The following is a 22,149-nucleotide window of genomic DNA, read 5'->3' as shown; positions in this document are numbered from 1 at the left end:
AAAAGCGCAGCAGAGAGAATCCGCGCAGCGCGGCGGCTGATAACGGCACCAGTAAAGCATCGCATGCATCAGGCCTGACCGGATGCACGCGCTGTTTACACCAGCGATTTAAGACGATAGATCCATTCCAGCGCCTGACGTGGCGTCAGGGTATCCGGGTCCAGTGCCTCAAGCGCTTCAACCGCCGGTGAGGTCTCTTCAACCAGCAGCGGCAGTTGCGATCCATCTACTGTTGAAGAGGCGGTGTGGCTGGAAACCGTCTCCAGCTCCTTCAGCTTGTTACGCGCCCGCTTGATCACTTCCTTTGGCACGCCCGCCAGTGCAGCGACGGCAAGACCATAACTCTTGCTGGCTGCGCCATCCTGTACGCTGTGCATAAAGGCGATGGTGTCGCCATGCTCCACTGCATCCAGATGCACATTGACCACGCCTTCCATTTTTTCCGGCAGGGTGGTCAGCTCAAAGTAGTGGGTAGCGAACAGCGTCATCGCCTTGATGCGGTTTGCCAGATTTTCGGCGCAGGCCCAGGCCAGCGATAACCCATCGTAGGTTGAGGTGCCACGGCCAATCTCATCCATCAGCACCAGGCTGTTTTCGGTGGCGTTGTGCAGGATGTTAGCGGTTTCGGTCATCTCCACCATAAAGGTCGAACGGCCGGAGGCCAGATCGTCAGCCGCACCAACGCGGGTGAAGATACGATCCAGCGGACCGATCAGCGTTTCATCCGCCGGTACGAAGCTGCCAATCCACGCCATCAGCGCAATCAGCGCAGTCTGTCGCATATAGGTACTTTTACCGCCCATATTGGGTCCGGTAATGATCAGCATCCGGCGCTGCGGTGCCAGCGAAAGCGGGTTAGCAATGAACGGCTCTTTCAGTACCTGTTCCACTACCGGATGGCGTCCACCACTGATTTTAATGCCTGGCTTGTCCTGCAGTACCGGACGGCAGTAGTTAAGTGACCAGGCGCGTTCTGCCAGGTTGCTAAGCACATCCAGCTCAGCCAGCGCCGCGGCACTCAGCTGTAATGCTTCCAGATGCGGTAACAGCTGATCAAACAGCGCCTCATACAGGCTTTTTTCCAGCGCCAGCGCCTTGCCTTTCGAGGTGAGCACCTTATCTTCGTACTCTTTCAGTTCCGGAATAATGTAGCGTTCGGCATTTTTTAGCGTCTGGCGGCGGACATAGTGCATCGGCACCTGATGACTCTGACCCCGGCTGACCTGAATGTAGTAGCCATGTACCGCATTAAAGCCAACCTTCAGCGTATCCAGCCCCAGCTTTTCACGCTCGCGGATCTCCAGCTTGTCGAGATAGTCGGTGGCACCGTCAGCAAGGGCGCGCCACTCATCCAGTTCCGCGTTGTAGCCGGGCGCGATCACGCCACCATCACGGATCAGCACCGGTGGCGATTCAATTACCGCCCGCTCCAGCAGCTCGCGCAGGTCGGTAAATTCGCCCATCCGGGTCCGTAGCTGTTTCAGCTGTTCCGACTCCACCTCAGCCAGCAGCTGGTTCAGCTCGGGCAACTGCTGAAACGCATGGCGCATCCGGGCCAGATCGCGTGGACGTGCAGTACGCAGAGCTAAACGCGCCAGAATACGCTCCAGGTCACCAACCTGGCGCAGCACCGGTTGCAGGGTTTCGCTGAGATTTTGCAGCTCGGCAATCGACTCCTGACGCTGATTGATAATGCGGGCATCGCGCAGCGGCATATGCAGCCAGCGCTTCAGCATCCGGCTGCCCATCGGCGTAACGGTTTTATCCAGCACCGCCGCCAGGGTATTTTCAGTTCCACCTGCCAGGTTCTGGGTAATTTCCAGGTTACGGCGGGTTGCCGCATCCATAATGATGCTGTCCTGCTGCCGCTCCATGCTCAGAGAGCGAATGTGGGGCAGGGTAGTGCGCTGGGTATCTTTGACATACTGCAGCAGGCAACCGGCGGCACTGAGACCAAGGTGGGCATTTTCGACGCCGAAACCGTTGAGATCGCGGGTGCCAAACTGCAGGTTCAGCTGCTGACGTGCGGTATCAATCTCAAATTCCCACAGCGGACGACGGCGCAGGCCGCGGCGCTGATCGATCAGCGACATCGCCTGAAAATCTTCCGGATAGAGCAGCTCGGCGGGATTGGTGCGTTGTAATTCTGCCGCCATGGTTTCCGCATCGCCGGGTTCAGTCAGACGAAAACGGCCAGAACTGATATCCAGCGTGGCATAGCCAAAGCCGCGCGGACCCTGAACAATCGCCGCCAGCAGGTTGTCTTGCCGCTCCTGCAGCAGCGCCTCATCACTGATGGTGCCGGGCGTGACGATGCGCACCACTTTGCGCTCAACCGGCCCTTTGCTCAGCGCGGGATCGCCGATCTGCTCACAAATCGCCACGGATTCACCCAGCTGCACCAGCTTCGCCAGATAACTTTCGACCGCATGATAAGGTACGCCAGCCATCGGAATCGGTTCGCCAGCCGAAGCGCCGCGTTTGGTGAGTGAAATTTCCAGCAACTGCGAGGCGCGCTTTGCGTCGTCATAAAACAGCTCGTAGAAATCGCCCATACGGTAAAACAGCAGAATGTCAGGATGCTCCGCCTTGAGTCGCAGGTATTGCTGCATCATCGGCGTATGGGAAGGAAAATCCTTTTCGGTTGGCTCTTGCATAGGGTTTTAACTCATATTCAATGCGGTAAGATTCTGGCTGCTGACGCCTGATGAGCCGAAGCGGCTCAGCGTCAGCGCGCAGGATAAGCTGATGATAACGAATAGGGTGGTGGATATACCAGCCTGATGCATCGCCGTATCGTCAGCCGTTGTCGCCTGAGCGGCACCCTATCAAACCGGGGAGGCAACTGGCGACAGAAAAAAGCCGGTTTTTCCGCTGTTGTGTTGCGGCTGCGAGACTGATCGCGAATCCTGTTGCACCAGCCTGACGGCGCGCGTCTCACGCTGGCGCTAAACGTGTCCGTTTTGCAGCGCCCAGACCGCCGCTTCCAGCCGTGATTTCAGGTTCATCTTTTTCAGCAAGTATTTGACGTGCACTTTGACCGTACTTTCACTGATCGCCAGTTTGCGGGCAATCGCTTTATTGGTCATGCCGGCGCTGATCAGTTGCAGAATATCGCGCTCGCGGCGCGTGAGCTGATTGATATCCCGTGCCGGTGCAGGACGGTCTTCACGTAACCGGGCGACCAGAATCGGGGTTAAGGCTTCGCTAAGAACGGTCTGTCCAGCCGCCGCCTGATGCAGTGCTTTCAGCAGCGCTTCCGGCTCCATGTCTTTCAGCAGATAACCGTCGGCGCCGCGTTTCAGGGCGCTGACCACATCCTCTTCATGGTCGGAAACAGTGAAAACCACCACCCGGCCAGAGAGCGAAATCTCGCGCAGCCGGCTCAGGGTATCCAGACCGTTCAGGCCCGGCATATTGAGATCGAGCAGGATCAGGTCAGGATCGTGCTGCTGTGCCAGCGCCACGCCATCAAATCCGTTACCCGCTTCAGCGACCACCTGCAACCTTTCATCCAGCGCAATCAGCTGTTTCAGGCCGTTACGCAGCATGGGATGGTCGTCGATAAGTAACAGCGTAAATTTTTCTGGCGTCACGTCACTACTCCGTGGGTTCGCGCGCAGGGCGAAGTGAGATAAAGCGCTATCTTACCGGGGAAGCCGGGTCGCTATATACCCCTTATGGACTACTCCTTTATTTCCTCAGGTCGACCCGCCATTCACCGGTTTTCATCGCCTGCTTTAAAAACCCCTGATAATTAAGGGTTATTTGCTGTTTCTTCATCTACTTAACCGGGATAAACGCCGGCCTGCGGTGCTTAACAACCTGCTTTGCGGTTGATTTGTATCAAGCTGCCCGCCAGGTCAGATGCGCAGGATATGCACAATTATTATCCTGTTAATGAGAGAGTTATGACCCAATCCGCCCCACTGCAAACCGAAACGCGACGCGCGTTAATTCAGGACTGGCAGCCGGAAAATGAGGCTTTCTGGCAGGCGCAAGGTAAACGTATCGCCAGCCGTAACCTGTGGATCTCCGTCTTCTGTCTGCTGCTCGCCTTCTGCGTCTGGATGCTGTTCAGCACTGTCGCGGTTAACCTGAATAAAGTTGGCTTTAACTTTAGCACCGAGCAGCTCTTTTTACTGACCGCGCTGCCGTCGGTTTCTGGCGCGTTGCTGCGCGTCCCTTACTCTTTTGTTATTCCCATCTTTGGAGGACGTCGCTGGACCGCTTTCAGCACCGGCATCCTGATCATTCCCTGCCTGTGGCTCGGCTTTGCCGTACAGGACAGCCAGACCTCATTCACGACTTTTATGGTGATTTCCCTGCTATGCGGTTTCGGTGGCGCTAACTTTGCTTCCAGCATGGGCAATATCAGCTTCTTCTTCCCCAAAGCCCATCAGGGCGGCGCGCTGGGCATCAACGGCGGTCTGGGTAACCTTGGCGTCAGCGTGATGCAGTTTGTCGCCCCGCTGGCGATCTCCTGTGCCATTTTTGGTTTTGCCGACGTAGGTCATACCACCGTCACCGGCGACAGCATCTGGCTGGAAAATGCATCCTGGATCTGGGTGCCGTTACTGGCGATCGGCATGCTGGCGGCCTGGTTCGGCATGAACGACCTCGCAGCGGCCAAATCCTCGCTGCGTGAGCAGTTGCCGGTGCTGAAACGCCCGCACCTGTGGATCATGGCGCTGCTCTATCTGGCGACCTTTGGCTCATTTATCGGTTTCTCTGCCGGTTTTGCCATGCTGACGAAGACGCAGTTTCCTGATGTTGTGATCATGCATTACGCCTTTTTCGGACCGTTTATTGGCGCACTGGCCCGTTCAGCAGGCGGCATCATTTCTGACCGTTTCGGCGGTATCCGCGTCACGCTGATCAACTATGTGCTGATGGCGCTGTTTGCGGCGCTGCTGTTCCTCACCCTGCCGGGTGCCGGACATGATGGCTCGTTCGTTGCCTTCTTCGCCGTGTTTATGGGCCTGTTCCTGACCGCCGGCCTGGGTAGCGGCTCCACTTATCAGATGATTGCGGTGATTTTCCGCAAGCTCACGCTGGATCGCATTAAAGCAGAAGGCGGCGACGATGCGCTGGCCCTGCGTGAAGCGGGTACCGAAACGTCCGCTGCGCTGGGCTTTATCTCTGCGATAGGCGCGCTGGGCGGCTTCTTCATTCCGCAGACCTTTGGCCTGTCGCTCTCAATGACCGGTTCGCCAGCCGGTGCGATGAAGATTTTCCTGGTGTTTTACCTCTGCTGTATCGCCATTACCTGGCTGGTTTACGCACGCAAGTCCCGCGCCTGATAACAACAATGCCGGCGTGGCGCGCCGGCAATTATTCACTTTCTGCGTCCTCACTGACGCAGGGTTAGCAATGTCACACTAAGCCTTCAGGAGTATTCCGGATGAGCAAGTTTCTTGATCGGTTTCGCTATTTCAAACAGCTGGCAGAACCGTTTTCCGGCCAGCATGGCCAGACCCTGAACAGTAATCGCGACTGGGAAGATGGTTACCGCAGTCGCTGGCAGCACGATAAAATTGTTCGCTCGACTCACGGCGTGAACTGCACCGGCTCATGCAGCTGGAAGATCTACGTGAAAAATGGCCTGGTGACCTGGGAGACGCAGCAGACCGACTATCCGCGAACCCGTCCCGATCTGCCAAATCATGAACCCCGCGGCTGCCCGCGCGGCGCCAGCTACTCCTGGTATCTCTACAGCGCGAACCGGCTGAAATATCCGCTGATGCGTAAGAAGCTGATTCAGCTCTGGCGCGAGGCGAAAACGCAGCACAGCGATCCGGTCGATGCCTGGGCTTCGATTATCAGCAATCCGGAAAAAGCCAAAAGCTACAAGCAGGCACGCGGCCGCGGTGGATTTGTGCGTTCCAGCTGGCAGGAGGTCAACGAGATGATCGCCGCCGCCAACATCTGCACCGCAAAAACCTACGGCCCGGACCGGGTGATGGGGTTCTCGCCCATCCCGGCGATGTCGATGGTTTCTTATGCGGCGGGCGCGCGTTATCTGTCGCTGATTGGCGGCACCTGCCTGAGTTTTTACGACTGGTATTGCGATCTGCCACCGGCATCGCCGATGACCTGGGGTGAGCAGACCGACGTACCGGAATCAGCCGACTGGTATAACTCCTCTTACATCATCGCCTGGGGCTCAAACGTGCCGCAGACGCGTACCCCGGATGCGCACTTCTTTACCGAGGTGCGTTACAAAGGCACCAAAACCGTGGCGGTCACGCCGGACTATGCGGAAGTCGCCAAGCTGTGCGACCAGTGGCTGAATCCGAAACAGGGCACCGACAGCGCGATGGCGCTGGCGATGGGCCATGTGATGCTGAAAGAGTTTCACCTCGATCGCGAAGTCAGCTATTTCAGCGACTACGTGCGTCGTTATACCGACATGCCGATGCTGGTGCTGCTGGAGCCGCGTGAAGGCGGTTATTACGCCGCCGGACGCCAGCTGCGCGCCAGCGATCTGGTCGACGGGCTGGGCCAGCAGAATAATCCTGAATGGAAAACGGTGGCGATCAACGAAGCGACCGGCCAGCTGGTGGCACCGCAGGGTTCAATCGGCTTCCGCTGGGGTGAAAAGGGCAAATGGAACCTTGAGCAGCGTGACGGCGCGTCACAGCAGGAAGTTGAACTGCAGCTTAGCCTGCTGGGCAGCCATGACGAGGTGGTTGAGGTGGGTTTCCCTTACTTTGGCGGCATCACCAGCGAACATTTCAACAGCGTGGCGCTGGATGAGATCCTGCTGCATAAGCTGCCGGTAAAACGTCTGCAACTGGCCGATGGCAGCGAAGCGCTGGTCACCAGCGTCTACGATCTGACGCTGGCTAACTATGGGCTGGAGCGCGGGCTGGACGATGCCAACTGCGCGCAAACTTACGACGAGATCAAAGCGTACAGCCCGGCCTGGGCGGAACAGATTACCGGCGTATCACGTCAGAACATCATCCGCATCGCCCGTGAGTTTGCCGAAAACGCCGAGAAGACCCGTGGCCGTTCAATGATTATCGTCGGTGCCGGTATGAACCACTGGTATCACATGGATATGAACTACCGTGGCCTGATGAACATGCTGATCTTCTGCGGCTGCGTCGGGCAGAGCGGGGGTGGCTGGGCGCACTACGTTGGCCAGGAGAAGTTGCGTCCGCAGACCGGCTGGGCACCGCTGGCGTTTGGTCTCGACTGGCAACGTCCGCCACGTCAGATGAACAGCACCTCCTTTTTCTATAACCACTCCAGCCAGTGGCGTTATGAAACGCTGGCCACCAGCGAGCTGCTGTCGCCGCTGGCCGATAAAAGTCGCTACAGCGGCAGCCTGATCGATCTCAACGTGCGTTCCGAACGCATGGGCTGGCTGCCATCTGCGCCTCAGCTTAACGTCAACCCGTTACGCATCGCCGCCCAGGCGAAAGCCGCCGGTCAGTCGCCGCTGGATTACACCGTGGAGAGCCTGAAAAACGGAACGATGCGTTTCGCCGCTGAACAGCCAGACGATCCGCAGAACTTCCCGCGCAACCTGTTTGTCTGGCGCTCCAACCTGCTCGGCTCATCCGGTAAAGGGCATGAGTACATGCTGAAGTACCTGCTGGGTACGGAAAACGGTATTCAGGGCAAAGATTTAGGCCAGCAGGGCCGCGTCAAGCCGGAAGAGGTGGAGTGGCAGGATCAGGGAGCAGAAGGCAAGCTCGATCTGGTCGTTACGCTCGATTTCCGCATGTCCAGCACCTGTCTTTATTCCGATGTGGTGCTGCCAACTGCCACCTGGTATGAAAAAGACGATATGAATACCTCGGATATGCATCCGTTTATTCATCCGCTCTCGGCTGCCGTTGATCCCGCCTGGGATTCAAAAAGCGACTGGGAGATTTATAAGGGCATCGCGAAAGCCTTTTCCGATCTCTGCCCTGGCCATTTAGGGGTAGAAACCGATGTAGTCACGCTGCCGGTACTGCACGATTCGCCAGCCGAACTGGCGCAGCCTTTTGAGGCGAAAGACTGGAAAAAAGGCGAATGTGAGCTGATTCCGGGTAAAACCGCGCCACACATTATGGTGGTGGAGCGTGACTATCCGGCCACCTGGGCGCGCTTTACTTCGCTGGGTCCGCTGCTCGATACCCTGGGTAACGGCGGCAAGGGCATCGGCTGGAATACCCAGAAAGAGGTCGATTTCCTCAAGCAGCTTAACTATGTCAAAGCGGATGGCCCGGCGGCGGGACGGCCGAATATTGATACGGCCATCGACGCAGCCGAGGTGATTCTGGCGCTGGCGCCGGAAACCAACGGTCAGGTGGCGGTGAAAGCCTGGCAGGCGCTGGGCGTAATTACCGGGCGTGACCACACCCACCTGGCGCTCAATAAAGAAGATGAGAAGATCCGCTTCCGCGATATCCAGGCACAGCCGCGCAAAATTATCTCCAGCCCGACCTGGTCCGGTCTGGAAGATGAACATGTTTCGTATAACGCCTGCTACACCAACGTGCATGAGCTGATCCCGTGGCGCACCCTGAGTGGTCGTCAGCAGCTCTATCAGGATCATGAGTGGATGCGCGCCTTTGGCGAAAGCCTGCTGGTCTACCGTCCGCCAATCGATACCCGCGCGGCGAAGCCGTTGCTGAACAGCAAACCCAACGGGAATCCGGAGAAGGCGCTGAACTTCCTGACGCCACACCAGAAATGGGGCATCCACTCCACCTACAGCGATAACCTGCTGATGCTGACGCTGTCACGCGGCGGCCCGATTGTCTGGATGAGCGAAGAGGATGCGCGCGAGCTGGGGATCGTCGATAACGACTGGATCGAGGCGTTCAACGCTAACGGTGCGCTGACCGCGCGTGCGGTGGTGAGCCAGCGTATTCCGGCTGGCATGACCATGATGTATCACGCTCAGGAGCGCATCGTGAATATCCCGGGTTCTGAGATCACCAGCCAGCGCGGCGGTATCCACAACTCGGTCACCCGTACCTGTCCGAAACCGACCCACATGATCGGCGGCTACGCGCAGCTCTCCTGGGGCTTTAACTACTACGGCACCGTCGGCTCAAACCGTGATGAGTTCGTGGTGGTGAGAAAAATGAACAACGTTAACTGGTTAGACGGTGAAGGTAACGACGCCTGTCAGGGCAGCCAGCAGGAGGTAAAACCATGAAAATTCGTTCACAGGTCGGCATGGTGCTGAACCTCGACAAATGTATCGGTTGCCACACCTGCTCGGTGACCTGCAAAAACGTCTGGACCAGCCGCGAAGGGATGGAGTACGCCTGGTTCAATAACGTCGAAAGTAAACCAGGCGTTGGCTATCCCCACGCCTGGGAAGATCAGCAGAAGTGGAAGGGCGGCTGGATTCGGAAAATCAACGGTAAGCTGGAGCCGCGCATGGGTAACCGTGTCGGTGTGCTGTCAAAAATCTTCGCCAATCCGGATGTGCCGGCGCTGGATGATTACTACGAGCCGTTCGATTTCGACTATCAGCATCTGCACAACGCACCGGCCGGTAAGCATCAGCCGATCGCGCGTCCGCGTTCGCTGATCACCGGTCAGCGAATGAAGAAAATTGAAAATGGTCCGAACTGGGAAGAGATCCTCGGCGGTGAGTTTGCCAAACGCTCGCAGGATAAGAACTTCGATAATATCCAGAAGGATATTTACGGCCAGTTCGAACACACCTTCATGATGTACCTGCCGCGCCTGTGTGAGCATTGCCTCAACCCGGCCTGCGTAGCGACCTGTCCGAGTGGTGCCATCTACAAACGTGGTGAAGATGGCATCGTACTGATTGATCAGGATAAATGCCGTGGCTGGCGGATGTGCCTCACCGGCTGTCCGTACAAAAAGATCTACTTCAACTGGAAGAGCGGCAAATCAGAGAAATGTATTTTCTGTTATCCGCGGATTGAAGCCGGTCAGCCCACCGTCTGCTCGGAAACCTGCGTCGGTCGTATCCGCTATCTCGGCGTGCTGCTGTATGACGCTGACCGCATTGAGCAGGCTGCTTCGGCGGAGAATGAAAAAGATCTCTATCAGAGCCAGCTGGATATCTTCCTTGATCCCAACGATCCGGCGGTGATCGCCCAGGCGCTGAAAGATGGCGTCGCGCAGAGTGTGATCGACGCGGCGCAACGTTCACCGGTGTACAAAATGGCGATGGAGTGGAAGCTGGCGCTGCCGCTGCACCCTGAATATCGCACTTTGCCGATGGTGTGGTATGTGCCGCCATTGTCGCCAATCCAGTCAGCCGTTGACGGTGGCGCGCTGGCACACACCGGCGTGCTGCCGGATGTTGAAAGCCTTCGCATTCCGGTTGAGTACCTGGCGAACCTGCTGACCGCCGGTGATACCGCGCCGGTGCTGCTGGCGCTGAAACGGATGCTGGCGATGCGTCACTACAAGCGAGCGGAAAGCGTCGAAGGTGAACGGGATGTGCGGGCGCTGGAGCAGGTTGGCCTGAGCGAGGCGCAGGCGCAGGAGATGTACCGTTATCTGGCGATTGCCAATTACGAAGATCGCTTTGTGGTGCCGTCCAACCATCGTGAACTGGCGCGTGAAGCCTTCCCGGAAAGTAAAGGCTGCGGCTTTAGCTTCGGCGATGGCTGCCACGGCAGCGACAGCAAATTCAACCTGTTTAACAGCCGCCGTATTGATGCCATCGACATCAGTAAAAAAACCGTACGTCCGGAGGATGCATCATGATTGCGCTACGTGTGCTGTCGCGCCTGCTCGATTATCCGGATGAGGCGCTGTTTAACCATCATCAGGCGCTGATCGAGGCGCTGGAAAGCGCCTGTGAACTGAACCTGCAGCAGAGCGCAAAGCTGGTGCGCTTTATTAATCAGCTCTGCGCCCGGCCACTGCTCGACGTGCAGGCTGATTACTGCGAGCTGTTTGATCGCGGCCGCGCCACCTCGCTGCTGTTGTTTGAACATGTGCATGGCGAGTCACGCGATCGCGGCCAGGCGATGGTCGATTTGCTGGCGCAGTATCGGGCCGATGGGCTGGAGCTGGACAGCAAAGAGCTGCCTGATTATCTGCCGCTCTACCTCGAATACCTCGCCTGTAAAACGGCTGACGAGGCGCGTCAGGGGCTGGAGGATATCGCACCGATTCTGGCGCTGCTGGCGGCGCGGCTGGTGGAACGTCAGAGTCCTTATGCCGATCTGTTCAGCGCACTGTTAGCGCTTTCAGGCACCGCGATCCAGCCTGACGCGTTACGCCCGCAGGTGGCGCAGGAAGCGCGCGACGATACCCCAGCGGCGCTGGATGCCGTCTGGGAAGAGGAGCAGATTAAATTTCTCGGTGAACAGGGCTGTGCTTCGGCACAGCAGGCGGCGCATCAGCGCCGTTTTGCCGACGCGGTTGCGCCGCAGTATCTGGATGTTGCTCAGGCGACAACGCGCGCCACAGGAGAATCAGCATGAATTTTATCAACACTTTCTTCTTTGATATTTACCCCTATCTTGCCGGAACGGTGTTTCTGGTCGGCAGCTGGCTGCGCTATGACTACGGACAGTACAGCTGGCGGGCCGGCTCCAGTCAGATGCTGGACAAAAAAGGAATGCGTCTCGCGTCCAACCTGTTCCACATTGGCATCATCGGCATTTTTTTCGGTCACATCGTCGGGATGCTGACGCCGCACTGGATGTATGAATCCTTTCTGCCGATCGACGTTAAACAGAAGCTGGCGATGATTGCCGGTGGGCTGTTTGGCGCGATGACCCTGGCGGGCGGGGCATTGCTGCTGAAACGCCGTCTGATGAATCCGCGGGTGCGGGCCACCAGCAGCGTCGGCGATATTCTTATCCTGAGCTTACTGGTGGCGCAGGCGACGCTGGGCTTGCTGACCATTCCTTTCTCGGCACAGCATATGGATGGCAGTGAGATGATGAAGCTGGTGGGCTGGGCGCAGGCAGTGGTGACCTTCCACGGTGGCGCATCACAGCATCTTGACGGCGTAGCGCTGATTTACCGCATCCACATGGTGCTGGGAATGACGCTGTTCCTGCTGTTTCCGTTCTGCCGGCTGGTCCATATCTGGAGTGCGCCGGTGGAGTATCTGACCCGCCGCTATCAGCTGGTCAGAAACCGCCGCTAAGCCACTAACGGCCACCGGAACTGCGCATCCGGTGGCCGTTTTTCAGGCGACAGCCTTGACGTTTTTTTAAGAATTTGACCTGTATGTCGTTGCGCTGAACGACTACTATTAGCGCATCTGAATTTACCCCTCGTTTATGGATAACCGATGCGTCTCAAGCTAGCTCTCCTTGCGTTCATCCCGTTACTGGCCTCCTGCAGCAGCAAACCTGAGGTTTCCCAACAGCAAAAGATGCTGGCTGCGCCGCAAGGTGGATTTTTACTCCAGCCGTCGCACAGTGGATCGGCAATGTCGGGTGACTTCGCCGGTAATCCGGCCGCGGAACAATTTATCGATCAGATGGTGGAGAAGCACGGCTTCGATCGTCAGCAGTTGCATAACATTCTGGGTCAGGCCAAACGGCTGGATTACGTGCTGCGCCTGATGGATCGCCAGGCACCAAGCTATACGCCAGCGCCGGGGCCGAACGGTGCCTGGATTCGCTACCGCAATAAGTTTATTACGCCAGATAACGTCCAGAATGGTGTGGCATTCTGGGATCAATATCAGGATGCGCTGCAGCGCGCACAGCAGGTTTACGGCGTTCCGCCTGAAATCATCGTCGGGATTATTGGCGTCGAAACGCGCTGGGGCCGCGTGATGGGCAAAACGCGTATTCTCGATGCGCTCGCTACCTTATCCTTTAACTATCCGCGCCGCGCCGCTTACTTCAGCAGCGAGCTGGAAACTTTTCTGTTGATGGCGCGTAACGAACAGGACGATCCGCTGGCGCTTAAAGGCTCCTTTGCCGGGGCGATGGGCTATGGTCAGTTCATGCCGTCGTCCTACAAAGAGTATGCGGTTGACTTCAACGGCGACGGCCATGCCAACCTGTGGGATCCGGTGGATGCCATCGGCAGCGTGGCTCACTACTTCCAGCAGCACGGCTGGCGCAGCGGCGAGAACATCGCGGTTCCGGCCAGTGGTCAGGCGCCGCTGCTCGACGATGGCTTCAAAACCCGCTACAGCGTCAGCATGCTGGCCGCTTCCGGCCTGTCACCGCAGGGATCGCTCAACGGTAATGATGAAGTGAGCCTGTTACGGCTTGATCTCGGTACCAGCTATCAGTACTGGTACGGCTTACCCAATTTTTATGTCATTACCCGTTATAACCACAGCACCCATTACGCGATGGCGGTGTGGCAGTTAGGTGAGGCGGTGAGTAAGGCGCGTCAGGGCGGGCTGCTATAAAGGCTGTCCTTATTAACAGTAAGGTTATATGATAACGCCCTTTTTCAGGCCTATCCGCCACTGTTATCTCTGGAGTCGTTATGTCTTTACCTGCCTGCCCAGCCTGTCACGCCGATTATACCTGGCAAGACGGCGATAACCTTAACTGTCCTTCCTGTGGTCATATCTGGACCGAGGCGGAAAGCGAAAGCAGCAATCAAACGCTGGAAGTGCGCGATGCTAACGGTAATCTGCTGGCAGATGGCGACAGCGTCACGGTGATTAAAGATCTTAAAGTGAAGGGCAGCTCTTCTTCCCTGAAGATTGGCACCAAAGTGAAAAGCATTCGTCTGGTGGAAGGGGATCACAACATCGATTGTAAGATCGACGGTTTTGGTCCAATGAAATTAAAATCTGAGTTCGTGAAAAAGAACTGAGCTGACGGGCGCAGGGACGCGCCCGTGACAGAAGCTAACTGAACAACCGATCCAGCGCCGCGCACTGCTGCGCATCTAAGCTGCCGCCATAATTACGCGACGCGCTCCCCATTGAGTCATAGCGACGCGACACCGCGGTTTTAATGGTGGTCACAAAATCATCGCCGATACTGTAAATTGCCATCAACCGACCGATCTGCTGCTGGAGACGGGTCAGCTCAGCCAGATTGCCGTCACGCCACGCCTGCATCATCTGCGCAAAAACCTCCGGCACAATATTATTCAGCCCTGAAATGACGCCGGCACCGCCCGCCAGCAAGTTAGGCAGCAGATATTCGTCATAGCCCGACAGCACCGCAAAATCACTGCGCACCTTCCTGGTCTCTTCAATCATTGCCCGGTTGTGTGACAGGCAGTCCACCGTATCCTTGATGCCGACGAAATTGGGTAATTTTGCGGCTAACGCAGCGACCAGCGTCGGGGTCAGATCGCAGCCGGTACGTGCCGGAAAGTTATAGGCAAACCACTTTCCGCCTAGCTGTTGATCGAGTGCTTCAAAGTAGTGCATCAGCTGCGCCTGCGTCTGGCCGTAATAGTAGGGCGGCAGCACCATAACCGCGTCGTAACCACTTTTCCATGCCGCATCCGCCAGCGTCAGCATATCGGGAATACAGGTGGCAGAGACGTTAGCCACCATTTTTAACGGCGACAATGGCCGGGCTTCTTTGATCAGCTGTAAGCGTTCCTGCTGCGTCAGTGAGGCGAACTCGCCAATGCTGCCCATGATCAGTAAGGTATCAATGCCTGAAGCGTTAAGGCGGGAAAAATGGCGTCCGAGCGCATCGATATCGAGGGCACCCTGCGCATTAAATGGGGTAACTGAGGGGCACCAGACACCGGCAAAGGCAGATTCTGCAGTCATGACTCACTCCTGAAGACGTTTCGGAAAAATGAAACAATGTTTTAACTTAATTATTCACCCTGACCACTACCAGTATTCGATTCAGAATTGAGCAATGGGTCGCACTTTTCCGCTTTTAAAGCGTCTTAACAAGCGGTCACGTCAGATAACGCAACCGGAGGTGAGCATGAAAGAGTGGGATCCTGTGCTGTATCGCAAATTTGAGGCGGAACGTACCCGTCCGGCGCGTGAGCTGCTGGCGCGCATCAGCTCTGAAGAGGTTGAACAGGTCACCGATTTGGGCTGCGGTCCGGGCAACAGCACTGAACTGCTGACGGAGGCCTGGCCGCTGGCAACAGTCTGCGGTCTCGACAGTTCTGCCGCGATGCTAGCCCAGGCGCGCGAACGGTTACCGCACTGCCATTTTGTACAGGCGGATATCCGCAGCTGGCAGGCGGAAGCGCCTCAGCAGGTGATTTATGCCAACGCCTCTTTGCAATGGCTGGATAACCATGCCGTGCTGTTTCCCCATCTGGTAAAACAGCTGGCGCCCGGCGGCGTGTTGGCGGTACAGATGCCCGATAATCTCAATGAACCCTCGCATCAATTAATGCGCGAAGTGGCGGCGGCCGAGCCCTGGCGCACGCGTATCGGTGCGGAGACGGCAGACCGTAAACAGCTGCTCTCCGGCGGGGAATATTACGATCTGCTGACTCAGGCGGGTTGCGAAGTGGATATCTGGCGCACCACCTATTATCACGTGATGGCCGATGCTCAGGCGATTATCAGCTGGCTCCAGGCGACCGGTCTGCGTCCATTTCTGGCCCCGCTGGATGACGCCAGCCAGGCCGATTTTCTGGCGGCCTATCATCAGCGTCTGCTCAGCGCCTATCCGGCGCAGCGCGATGGTCAGGTTCTGCTCGCTTTCCCGCGTCTGTTTATTGTGGCGGTGAAAAAAACCTGATGTTCAGGGAAAGCAGGTCGCAAAAAGCGCGCAATACTGGATAGAGGGCTTGAAAACGTGATGATATTGCTCCACGTTCAACCCACGACCTGAGGGAGAAACGCGATGGATGATCAGCAGTTGCAGGCGCTTAGCGCGCAGATAGGTGAGAAGCTTAAACAGCAGAACGCCACCGTGACCTGTGCCGAATCCTGCACCGGCGGGTGGATTGCTAAGGTATTTACTGACATCAGCGGCAGCTCCGCCTGGTTTGAACGTGGCTTCGTGACCTACAGCAATGATGCCAAGCAGCAGCTGGTAGGTGTGCAGGCCACCTCGCTGGAACAGTACGGGGCGGTGAGTGAAGCCGTGGTGCGTGAAATGGCGCTGGGCGCCCGACACGCGGCCCAGGCGGACTATGCTATTTCGGTAAGCGGTATTGCCGGGCCGGATGGCGGCAGTGAGGAGAAGCCAGTCGGCACCGTCTGGTTTGGTTTTGCCGGTCCGCAAGATAAAACCCTGACTTTTCAGCAGCATTTCGCCGGTGACCGTGAGGCGGTACGTCGTCAGTCCGTTGGCTGGGCATTGCAGAAGCTGTATGGCGAATTTCTGACAAATTAAACTTGATACTGTATGACTATACAGTATAATTGTCGGCAACAGAAAGAGTGCAGGCACCCATGAGTGCGTGTTTACCCGGCTTGATTAGGAGTTGAAATGGCGATTGATGAAAACAAACAAAAGGCTTTAGCTGCCGCGCTGGGCCAGATTGAGAAGCAATTTGGTAAAGGCTCCATCATGCGCTTGGGTGAAGACCGCTCAATGGATGTGGAAACCATCTCTACCGGTTCGCTGTCACTGGATATTGCATTAGGTGCAGGCGGTCTGCCAATGGGCCGTATCGTTGAGATTTACGGACCAGAGTCTTCAGGTAAAACCACGCTGACCCTGCAGGTGATTGCGTCGGCACAGCGTAAAGGCAAAACCTGTGCCTTTATCGATGCGGAACATGCGCTGGACCCGGTTTACGCCAAGAAACTGGGCGTAGACATCGACAACCTGCTCTGTTCACAGCCCGATACCGGTGAGCAGGCGCTGGAGATTTGTGATGCGCTGGCACGTTCAGGCGCGGTTGACGTCATCATCGTTGACTCCGTGGCGGCCCTGACGCCGAAAGCGGAAATCGAAGGTGAAATCGGTGACTCTCACATGGGCCTTGCGGCACGTATGATGAGCCAGGCGATGCGTAAGCTGGCCGGTAACCTGAAACAGTCCAACACGCTGCTGATCTTCATCAACCAGATCCGTATGAAAATTGGTGTGATGTTTGGTAACCCGGAAACCACCACCGGGGGTAACGCGCTGAAGTTCTACGCCTCTGTCCGTCTTGATATCCGCCGTATCGGTGCCATCAAAGAGGGCGATAACGTAGTCGGCAGTGAGACCCGCGTTAAAGTGGTGAAAAACAAAATCGCCGCGCCATTCAAACAGGCTGAGTTCCAGATCATGTACGGCGAAGGTATCAACACCTTCGGCGAACTGGTCGACCTGGGCGTGAAGCACAAGCTGATTGAAAAAGCGGGTGCATGGTACAGCTACAATGGCGATAAGATTGGTCAGGGTAAATCGAATGCCGGCAACTTCCTGAAAGAGAATGCGGCTGTGGCAAACGAAATCGATATGAAGTTACGTGAGATGCTACTGAACGGCGCTGACGATAAACTGGCAGCAGAGCAGTCTGCTGACAAAGTGGAAAACGCAGCGAGCGAAGCGAACGAAGACTTCTAATCACTGACGCGGGGGTGGAGCTATCCACTCCCGCTGTTTTACTTTACCTGACATCCTGCCTTTCTTACCTTCCTTCTCTGCCGTTCTGTCGCCATAATCCTCCTCCCGTTTGTACAAGGTGCGCAGTATGACTGAACAATCTCAGCCCCAATCCAACGTTGTCTCCTTTTCTCGTCTGCTCGATCGCGCGATGCGCATCCTGGGCCAGCGCGATCACAGCCGTGCAGAACTAGCACGCAAGCTGCAACAGTCGGCGCAGCGTGCCGCATGGGCGCAGCAGAAAGAGCCGGAAATCGTCACCGAAGAGCTGCTGGAAAAAGTGCTGAACTGGTGCCAGGAAAATGGCTGGTTAAACGACGAGCGTTTCACCGAACGTTTTATTCAGAGCCGCAGCCGCAAAGGTTTTGGTTCACAACGGGTGCGTATGGAGCTGGCGCAAAAAGGAATCGATCGCGAAGCAATTGATATTGCGATGGAAGAGACCGAGGTTGACTGGTCTGCCTGCGCTGCCCAGCTGGCTGAGCGTAAATTTGGTCATCCGTTACCGAAAGAATGGAAAGAGAAAGCCAAAGTCCTGCGCTATCTTCAGTCAAAAGGCTTCATGACCGAAGATATTCAGTCCGTTTTCAGAAATTTTGACGACTAAAAGCCGATGTAATTTTACTTCCCACTGAAGAAAATTTATCTTATTCCCACTTTTTGTTCCTCTCATCGGGCGCCGCCAGGATGTGGCATCGCGGAGAAGATGGAACGTTCGTTAGCGTGATTCCAGGATATATATGAGCAAGAGCACTGCTGAGATCCGTCAAGCGTTTCTCGACTTTTTTCATAGCAAGGGACATCAGGTTGTAACCAGCAGCTCCCTCGTACCGAATAACGATCCGACGTTGCTGTTTACCAACGCCGGAATGAACCAGTTCAAAGATGTGTTCCTCGGCCAGGACAAGCGTGATTATTCTCGCGCGACCACCTCACAACGCTGCGTGCGTGCCGGCGGTAAACACAACGATCTTGAAAATGTCGGCTACACCGCACGTCACCACACTTTCTTTGAAATGCTGGGCAATTTCAGCTTCGGTGACTACTTCAAGAAAGAGGCCATTGCTTTTGCCTGGGAACTGTTGACGAGCGAGCAGTGGTTCGGCCTGCCAAAAGAGCGTCTGTGGGTCACGATATATGAGACCGATGACGAGGCTTACGCCATCTGGGCCAACGAGATTGGCGTGCCGCACGAGCGCATTATTCGTATCGGCGACAACAAAGGCGGTGCTTACGCGTCAGATAACTTCTGGCAGATGGGCGATACCGGTCCTTGTGGTCCCTGCAGCGAGATTTTCTACGATCACGGCGATCACATCTGGGGTGGACCGCCGGGCAGCCCGGAAGAGGATGGCGACCGCTACATAGAGATCTGGAACATCGTCTTTATGCAGTTCAATCGTCAGGCGGATGGCACCATGCTGCCGCTGCCGAAACCGTCGGTTGATACCGGTATGGGCCTTGAGCGCATTTCTGCCGTGCTGCAGCACGTCAACTCTAACTATGAAATTGACCTGTTCCAGAAACTGATTCAGGCAGTTGCGCAGGTGACCGGTGCGACCGATCTCAGCAACAAATCACTGCGCGTGATTGCTGACCACATTCGTTCCTGCGCCTTCCTGATTGCCGATGGGGTGATCCCGTCGAATGAGAACCGCGGCTACGTGCTGCGTCGCATCATTCGTCGCGCCGTACGTCATGGCAACATGCTGGGTGCGAAAGATGCATTCTTCTATAAGCTGGTCGCGCCACTGGTTGAGGTGATGGGATCGGCCGGTGAAGAGTTACAGCGTCAGCAGGCTCAGGTTGAGCAGGTACTGAAAAGCGAAGAAGAGCAGTTCGCTAAGACACTGGAGCGTGGCTTAGCGCTGCTGGATGAAGAGCTGGCGAAACTGCAGGGCGATACGCTGGATGGCGAAACGGTGTTCCGTCTGTATGACACCTTTGGCTTCCCGGCTGACCTGACGGCAGATGTTTGCCGCGAGCGCAACCTGAAGATTGACGAAGCGGGCTTTGAGCAGGCGATGGAACAACAGCGCCAGCGTGCACGTGAAGCGAGTGGTTTCGGGGCGGATTACAGCAACGTTATTCGTATCGATGCGGCGTCTTCTTTCAAAGGTTATGACCAGCTGGATTTAGCGGCTACGGTGAAAGCTCTCTACGTGGCGGGCGAGGCGGTAAATGAAGTCACCGCCGGTCAGGACGCGGTTGTGGTGCTGGATGAAACGCCATTCTACGGTGAATCAGGCGGCCAGGTGGGTGATACCGGCGTGCTGACAGGGAAGAATGCTGAATTTAGCGTGCAGGATACACAAAAATATGGTCAGGCGATCGGTCATATCGGTAAGCTGACGTCAGGGCAATTACGTATCGGCGATCGCCTTGAGGCTGTAGTTGATGCGGCACGCCGGGCGCGTATCCGTCTGAACCACTCCGCTACTCACTTATTACATGCCGCACTGCGTCAGGTCCTGGGTGATCATGTAGCGCAGAAAGGGTCACTGGTTAACGATAAGTACCTGCGTTTCGACTTCTCGCATTTCGAAGCGATGAAACCTCAGGAGATTCGTCAGGTCGAAGATATCGTCAACGCGCAGATTCGCCGCAACTTGCCGGTGGAAACTGAAGTGATGGATCTTGAAGCGGCGAAGTCCAAAGGTGCCATGGCGCTGTTTGGTGAGAAATACGATCAGCGCGTGCGCGTGCTGACCATGGGTGATTTCTCAGTTGAGCTGTGCGGCGGGACTCACGCGGCACGTACCGGCGACATCGGCCTGTTCCGCATTCAGGCGGAGTCAGGGACTGCAGCCGGTATTCGTCGTATTGAAGCGATTACTGGTGAAGGTGCGCTGGCGCAGGTTAACGCCCAGAGCAGCCAGCTACAGGATCTGGCGCAGCTGGTGAAAGCCAACAGCAGCAACCTGAATGAGAAAGTACGCGGTCTGGTTGATCACGTACGGGCGCTGGAGAAAGAGTTACAGCAGCTGCGCGATCAGCAAGCTGCGCAGGAAAGTGCGTCATTGAGCAGCAATGCCATCGATGTAAAAGGGGTGAAGCTGCTGGTCAGTGAGCTGAGTAATGTCGAGCCGAAAATGTTGCGCACCATGGTCGATGACCTGAAAAACCAGCTTGGCTCTGCCATCATCGTGTTAGCAACGGTGGCGGAAGGTAAAGTGTCGTTGATCGCAGGTGTGACCAAAGATCTGACCGATCGGGTTAAAGCCGGTGAACTGATTGCGGGTCTGGCGCAGCAGGTCGGTGGAAAAGGCGGTGGTCGCCCGGATATGGCGCAGGCTGGCGGAACCGATGCGGGTGCTCTCAAAGGCGCTTTAGCAGGGGTTGAGGACTGGGTCAGCAGCCGTCTGTAAGTGAATTAAAACAAGGCATCGTATAAAGCGTCAGAACGGTTGTTCCGGCGCTTTTTAATAGGATGTTAAAGCAGCAAATGACAAAGTCAGGTTGATGTAGTGTATTTCGGCTAAACTAACTATCAGCAGAATGTATTAGCGCATCGATGTGCATTGGTGTATTTCTCATACTCATTGTGCAGCGTTAAATGATGGATAATGCCGGGAGCCTGTACAAGCCCGACTCTTTTAATCTTTCAAGGAGCAAAGAATGCTTATTCTAACTCGTCGAGTTGGTGAAACCCTCATGATCGGTGATGAGGTGACTGTAACGGTGCTGGGTGTTAAAGGTAACCAGGTTCGCATCGGGGTTAACGCTCCGAAAGAAGTGTCTGTGCATCGCGAAGAGATCTATCAACGCATCCAGGCTGAAAAAACGCAACAAACCAGCGTTTAACGGATTCAGCGTCTCGCACTTGTGCGAGGCGCTACCGCTTTTTGCGTAAAACCTGCCTTTTTCTTTTCTCCCGCTTATCCCCTTTTTTGTTAACTCCATCATCTTTCATTGTTGATAATTCACTCTTTTTGTCGCCATTTTGTCCCAATTGTGTGTGATTTGCTCAATCAAACAAAGTTTCGGAAAAATTGTTTGACTTAAAAGTCCGGGAAAGTAATATGTGCGCCACGCAGTGCCGATGAGCGGAAACAAAGTTCAGCGGCGCAGTTCGGAAGAACGCGTAAGGTGAGGTGGCCGAGAGGCTGAAGGCGCTCCCCTGCTAAGGGAGTATACGGTCAAAAGCTGTATCGAGGGTTCGAATCCCTCCCTCACCGCCATTTCCGATGCATCCATAGCTCAGCTGGATAGAGTACTCGGCTACGAACCGAGCGGTCGGAGGTTCGAATCCTCCTGGATGCACCATATTTTCGAATATGGAGAAGTGCCTCGGTGTGACATGACGCATTAGCGTTCAGGCCGCACTAAGGAGGATAACGTTGCTTCAGCAACGGCCCGCAGGGCGAAGCGCAAGCTGAGTCATCCTCCTGGATGCACCATTCGGAATAAAAGAAGTAAAGTGAACTAGCAATTCCTTTCATGGTGAGTAGTTAGCACCCTGCGTTGTACAAGAATTAAACCAATGCATCCATAGCTCAGCTGGATAGAGTACTCGGCTACGAACCGAGCGGTCGGAGGTTCGAATCCTCCTGGATGCACCATTCTTAGTATCATTCCCAGGTTGATTTCTGTAAGTCCATAAAAAAGTTATTCCCCAATGCATCCATAGCTCAGCTGGATAGAGTACTCGGCTACGAACCGAGCGGTCGGAGGTTCGAATCCTCCTGGATGCACCATTCTTAGTATCATTCCCAGGTTGATTTCT

16 protein-coding genes and 4 tRNA genes are annotated in these 22,149 nt (G+C 55.9%); 17 read left to right on the top strand and 3 right to left on the bottom strand.

All coding sequences use genetic code 11. The features are described from left to right. Positions 1 to 95 precede the first annotated feature (95 nt). Complete coding sequence (mutS, locus tag WFK59_RS15820; protein WP_233987290.1) at positions 96 to 2,657, bottom strand: DNA mismatch repair protein MutS; 2,562 nt, start codon at positions 2,655 to 2,657, stop codon at positions 96 to 98. Between the two features lie 291 nt (positions 2,658 to 2,948). Next, positions 2,949 to 3,596: a two-component system response regulator NarL gene (gene narL, locus WFK59_RS15815; RefSeq protein WP_262287757.1), complete on the bottom strand. Its 648-nt coding sequence runs from the start codon at positions 3,594 to 3,596 to the stop codon at positions 2,949 to 2,951. A 315-nt stretch (positions 3,597 to 3,911) separates the two neighbouring features. Between narL and WFK59_RS15810 the strand changes: the two genes are divergently transcribed. The 7 genes from WFK59_RS15810 (at position 3,912) to WFK59_RS15780 (ending at position 13,752) form a co-directional block, all read left to right on the top strand. Next, complete coding sequence (locus WFK59_RS15810) at positions 3,912 to 5,303, top strand: NarK family nitrate/nitrite MFS transporter (RefSeq protein ID WP_233987291.1); 1,392 nt, start codon at positions 3,912 to 3,914, stop codon at positions 5,301 to 5,303. 101 nt (positions 5,304 to 5,404) lie between these two features. Further along, a complete protein-coding gene (locus WFK59_RS15805; RefSeq protein WP_336756369.1) occupies positions 5,405 to 9,166 on the top strand; it encodes a nitrate reductase subunit alpha in 3,762 nt (1,253 codons plus the stop codon). Continuing rightward, positions 9,163 to 10,707 (top strand): nitrate reductase subunit beta, encoded by a 1,545-nt coding sequence (narH, locus tag WFK59_RS15800; RefSeq protein WP_336756367.1) that lies wholly within the window; start codon positions 9,163 to 9,165, stop codon positions 10,705 to 10,707. The genes WFK59_RS15805 and narH overlap by 4 nt, the downstream gene beginning before the upstream one ends. After that, a complete protein-coding gene (narJ, locus tag WFK59_RS15795) occupies positions 10,704 to 11,432 on the top strand; it encodes a nitrate reductase molybdenum cofactor assembly chaperone (protein WP_336756366.1) in 729 nt (242 codons plus the stop codon). Before narH ends, narJ begins: the two co-directional genes overlap by 4 nt. Continuing rightward, positions 11,429 to 12,106 (top strand): respiratory nitrate reductase subunit gamma, encoded by a 678-nt coding sequence (gene narI / locus WFK59_RS15790; protein ID WP_233987295.1) that lies wholly within the window; start codon positions 11,429 to 11,431, stop codon positions 12,104 to 12,106. The genes narJ and narI overlap by 4 nt, the downstream gene beginning before the upstream one ends. Before the next feature lie 147 nt (positions 12,107 to 12,253). Beyond that, a complete protein-coding gene (mltB, locus tag WFK59_RS15785; protein ID WP_336756364.1) occupies positions 12,254 to 13,336 on the top strand; it encodes a lytic murein transglycosylase B in 1,083 nt (360 codons plus the stop codon). Positions 13,337 to 13,416: 80 nt separating this feature from the next. Next, positions 13,417 to 13,752, top strand: coding sequence for a zinc ribbon domain-containing protein YjdM (locus WFK59_RS15780; protein WP_233987297.1), 336 nt, complete (start codon positions 13,417 to 13,419; stop codon positions 13,750 to 13,752). A gap of 34 nt (positions 13,753 to 13,786) precedes the next feature. On the opposite strand, the gene WFK59_RS15775 is transcribed toward WFK59_RS15780, so the two are convergent. Further along, positions 13,787 to 14,674 (bottom strand): dihydrodipicolinate synthase family protein, encoded by an 888-nt coding sequence (locus WFK59_RS15775; protein WP_233987298.1) that lies wholly within the window; start codon positions 14,672 to 14,674, stop codon positions 13,787 to 13,789. A 166-nt stretch (positions 14,675 to 14,840) separates the two neighbouring features. Here WFK59_RS15775 and tam point away from each other — a divergent pair, with 166 nt between their 5' ends. The 10 genes from tam (at position 14,841) to WFK59_RS15725 (ending at position 22,120) form a co-directional block, all read left to right on the top strand. Then, on the top strand, positions 14,841 to 15,617 hold the full coding sequence (tam, locus tag WFK59_RS15770; RefSeq protein ID WP_336756363.1) for a trans-aconitate 2-methyltransferase: 777 nt from the start codon (positions 14,841 to 14,843) through the stop codon (positions 15,615 to 15,617). A 105-nt stretch (positions 15,618 to 15,722) separates the two neighbouring features. Next, a complete protein-coding gene (pncC, locus tag WFK59_RS15765) occupies positions 15,723 to 16,217 on the top strand; it encodes a nicotinamide-nucleotide amidase (RefSeq protein WP_233987300.1) in 495 nt (164 codons plus the stop codon). 96 nt (positions 16,218 to 16,313) lie between these two features. Then, on the top strand, positions 16,314 to 17,384 hold the full coding sequence (gene recA / locus WFK59_RS15760; protein ID WP_094121087.1) for a recombinase RecA: 1,071 nt from the start codon (positions 16,314 to 16,316) through the stop codon (positions 17,382 to 17,384). 127 nt (positions 17,385 to 17,511) lie between these two features. After that, positions 17,512 to 18,030, top strand: coding sequence for a regulatory protein RecX (locus tag WFK59_RS15755; protein ID WP_233987301.1), 519 nt, complete (start codon positions 17,512 to 17,514; stop codon positions 18,028 to 18,030). A gap of 133 nt (positions 18,031 to 18,163) precedes the next feature. Next, positions 18,164 to 20,791, top strand: coding sequence for an alanine--tRNA ligase (alaS, locus tag WFK59_RS15750; protein ID WP_336756359.1), 2,628 nt, complete (start codon positions 18,164 to 18,166; stop codon positions 20,789 to 20,791). 250 nt (positions 20,792 to 21,041) lie between these two features. Further along, a complete protein-coding gene (csrA, locus tag WFK59_RS15745; RefSeq protein ID WP_008927091.1) occupies positions 21,042 to 21,227 on the top strand; it encodes a carbon storage regulator CsrA in 186 nt (61 codons plus the stop codon). Positions 21,228 to 21,511: 284 nt separating this feature from the next. After that, positions 21,512 to 21,604: transfer RNA gene (locus tag WFK59_RS15740), tRNA-Ser, on the top strand. Between the two features lie 8 nt (positions 21,605 to 21,612). After that, positions 21,613 to 21,689, top strand: a tRNA-Arg gene (locus tag WFK59_RS15735). A 219-nt stretch (positions 21,690 to 21,908) separates the two neighbouring features. Further along, positions 21,909 to 21,985, top strand: a tRNA-Arg gene (locus tag WFK59_RS15730). 58 nt (positions 21,986 to 22,043) lie between these two features. Further along, positions 22,044 to 22,120, top strand: a tRNA-Arg gene (locus tag WFK59_RS15725). Positions 22,121 to 22,149 lie beyond the last annotated feature (29 nt).

The organism is Pantoea sp. USHLN298, from assembly GCF_037149395.1.
GTDB classification, from domain to species: domain Bacteria; phylum Pseudomonadota; class Gammaproteobacteria; order Enterobacterales; family Enterobacteriaceae; genus Pantoea; species Pantoea astica.
The sequence above is the reverse complement of the archived record's forward strand: the minus strand, read 5'-3'. Positions and strand labels throughout refer to the sequence as shown.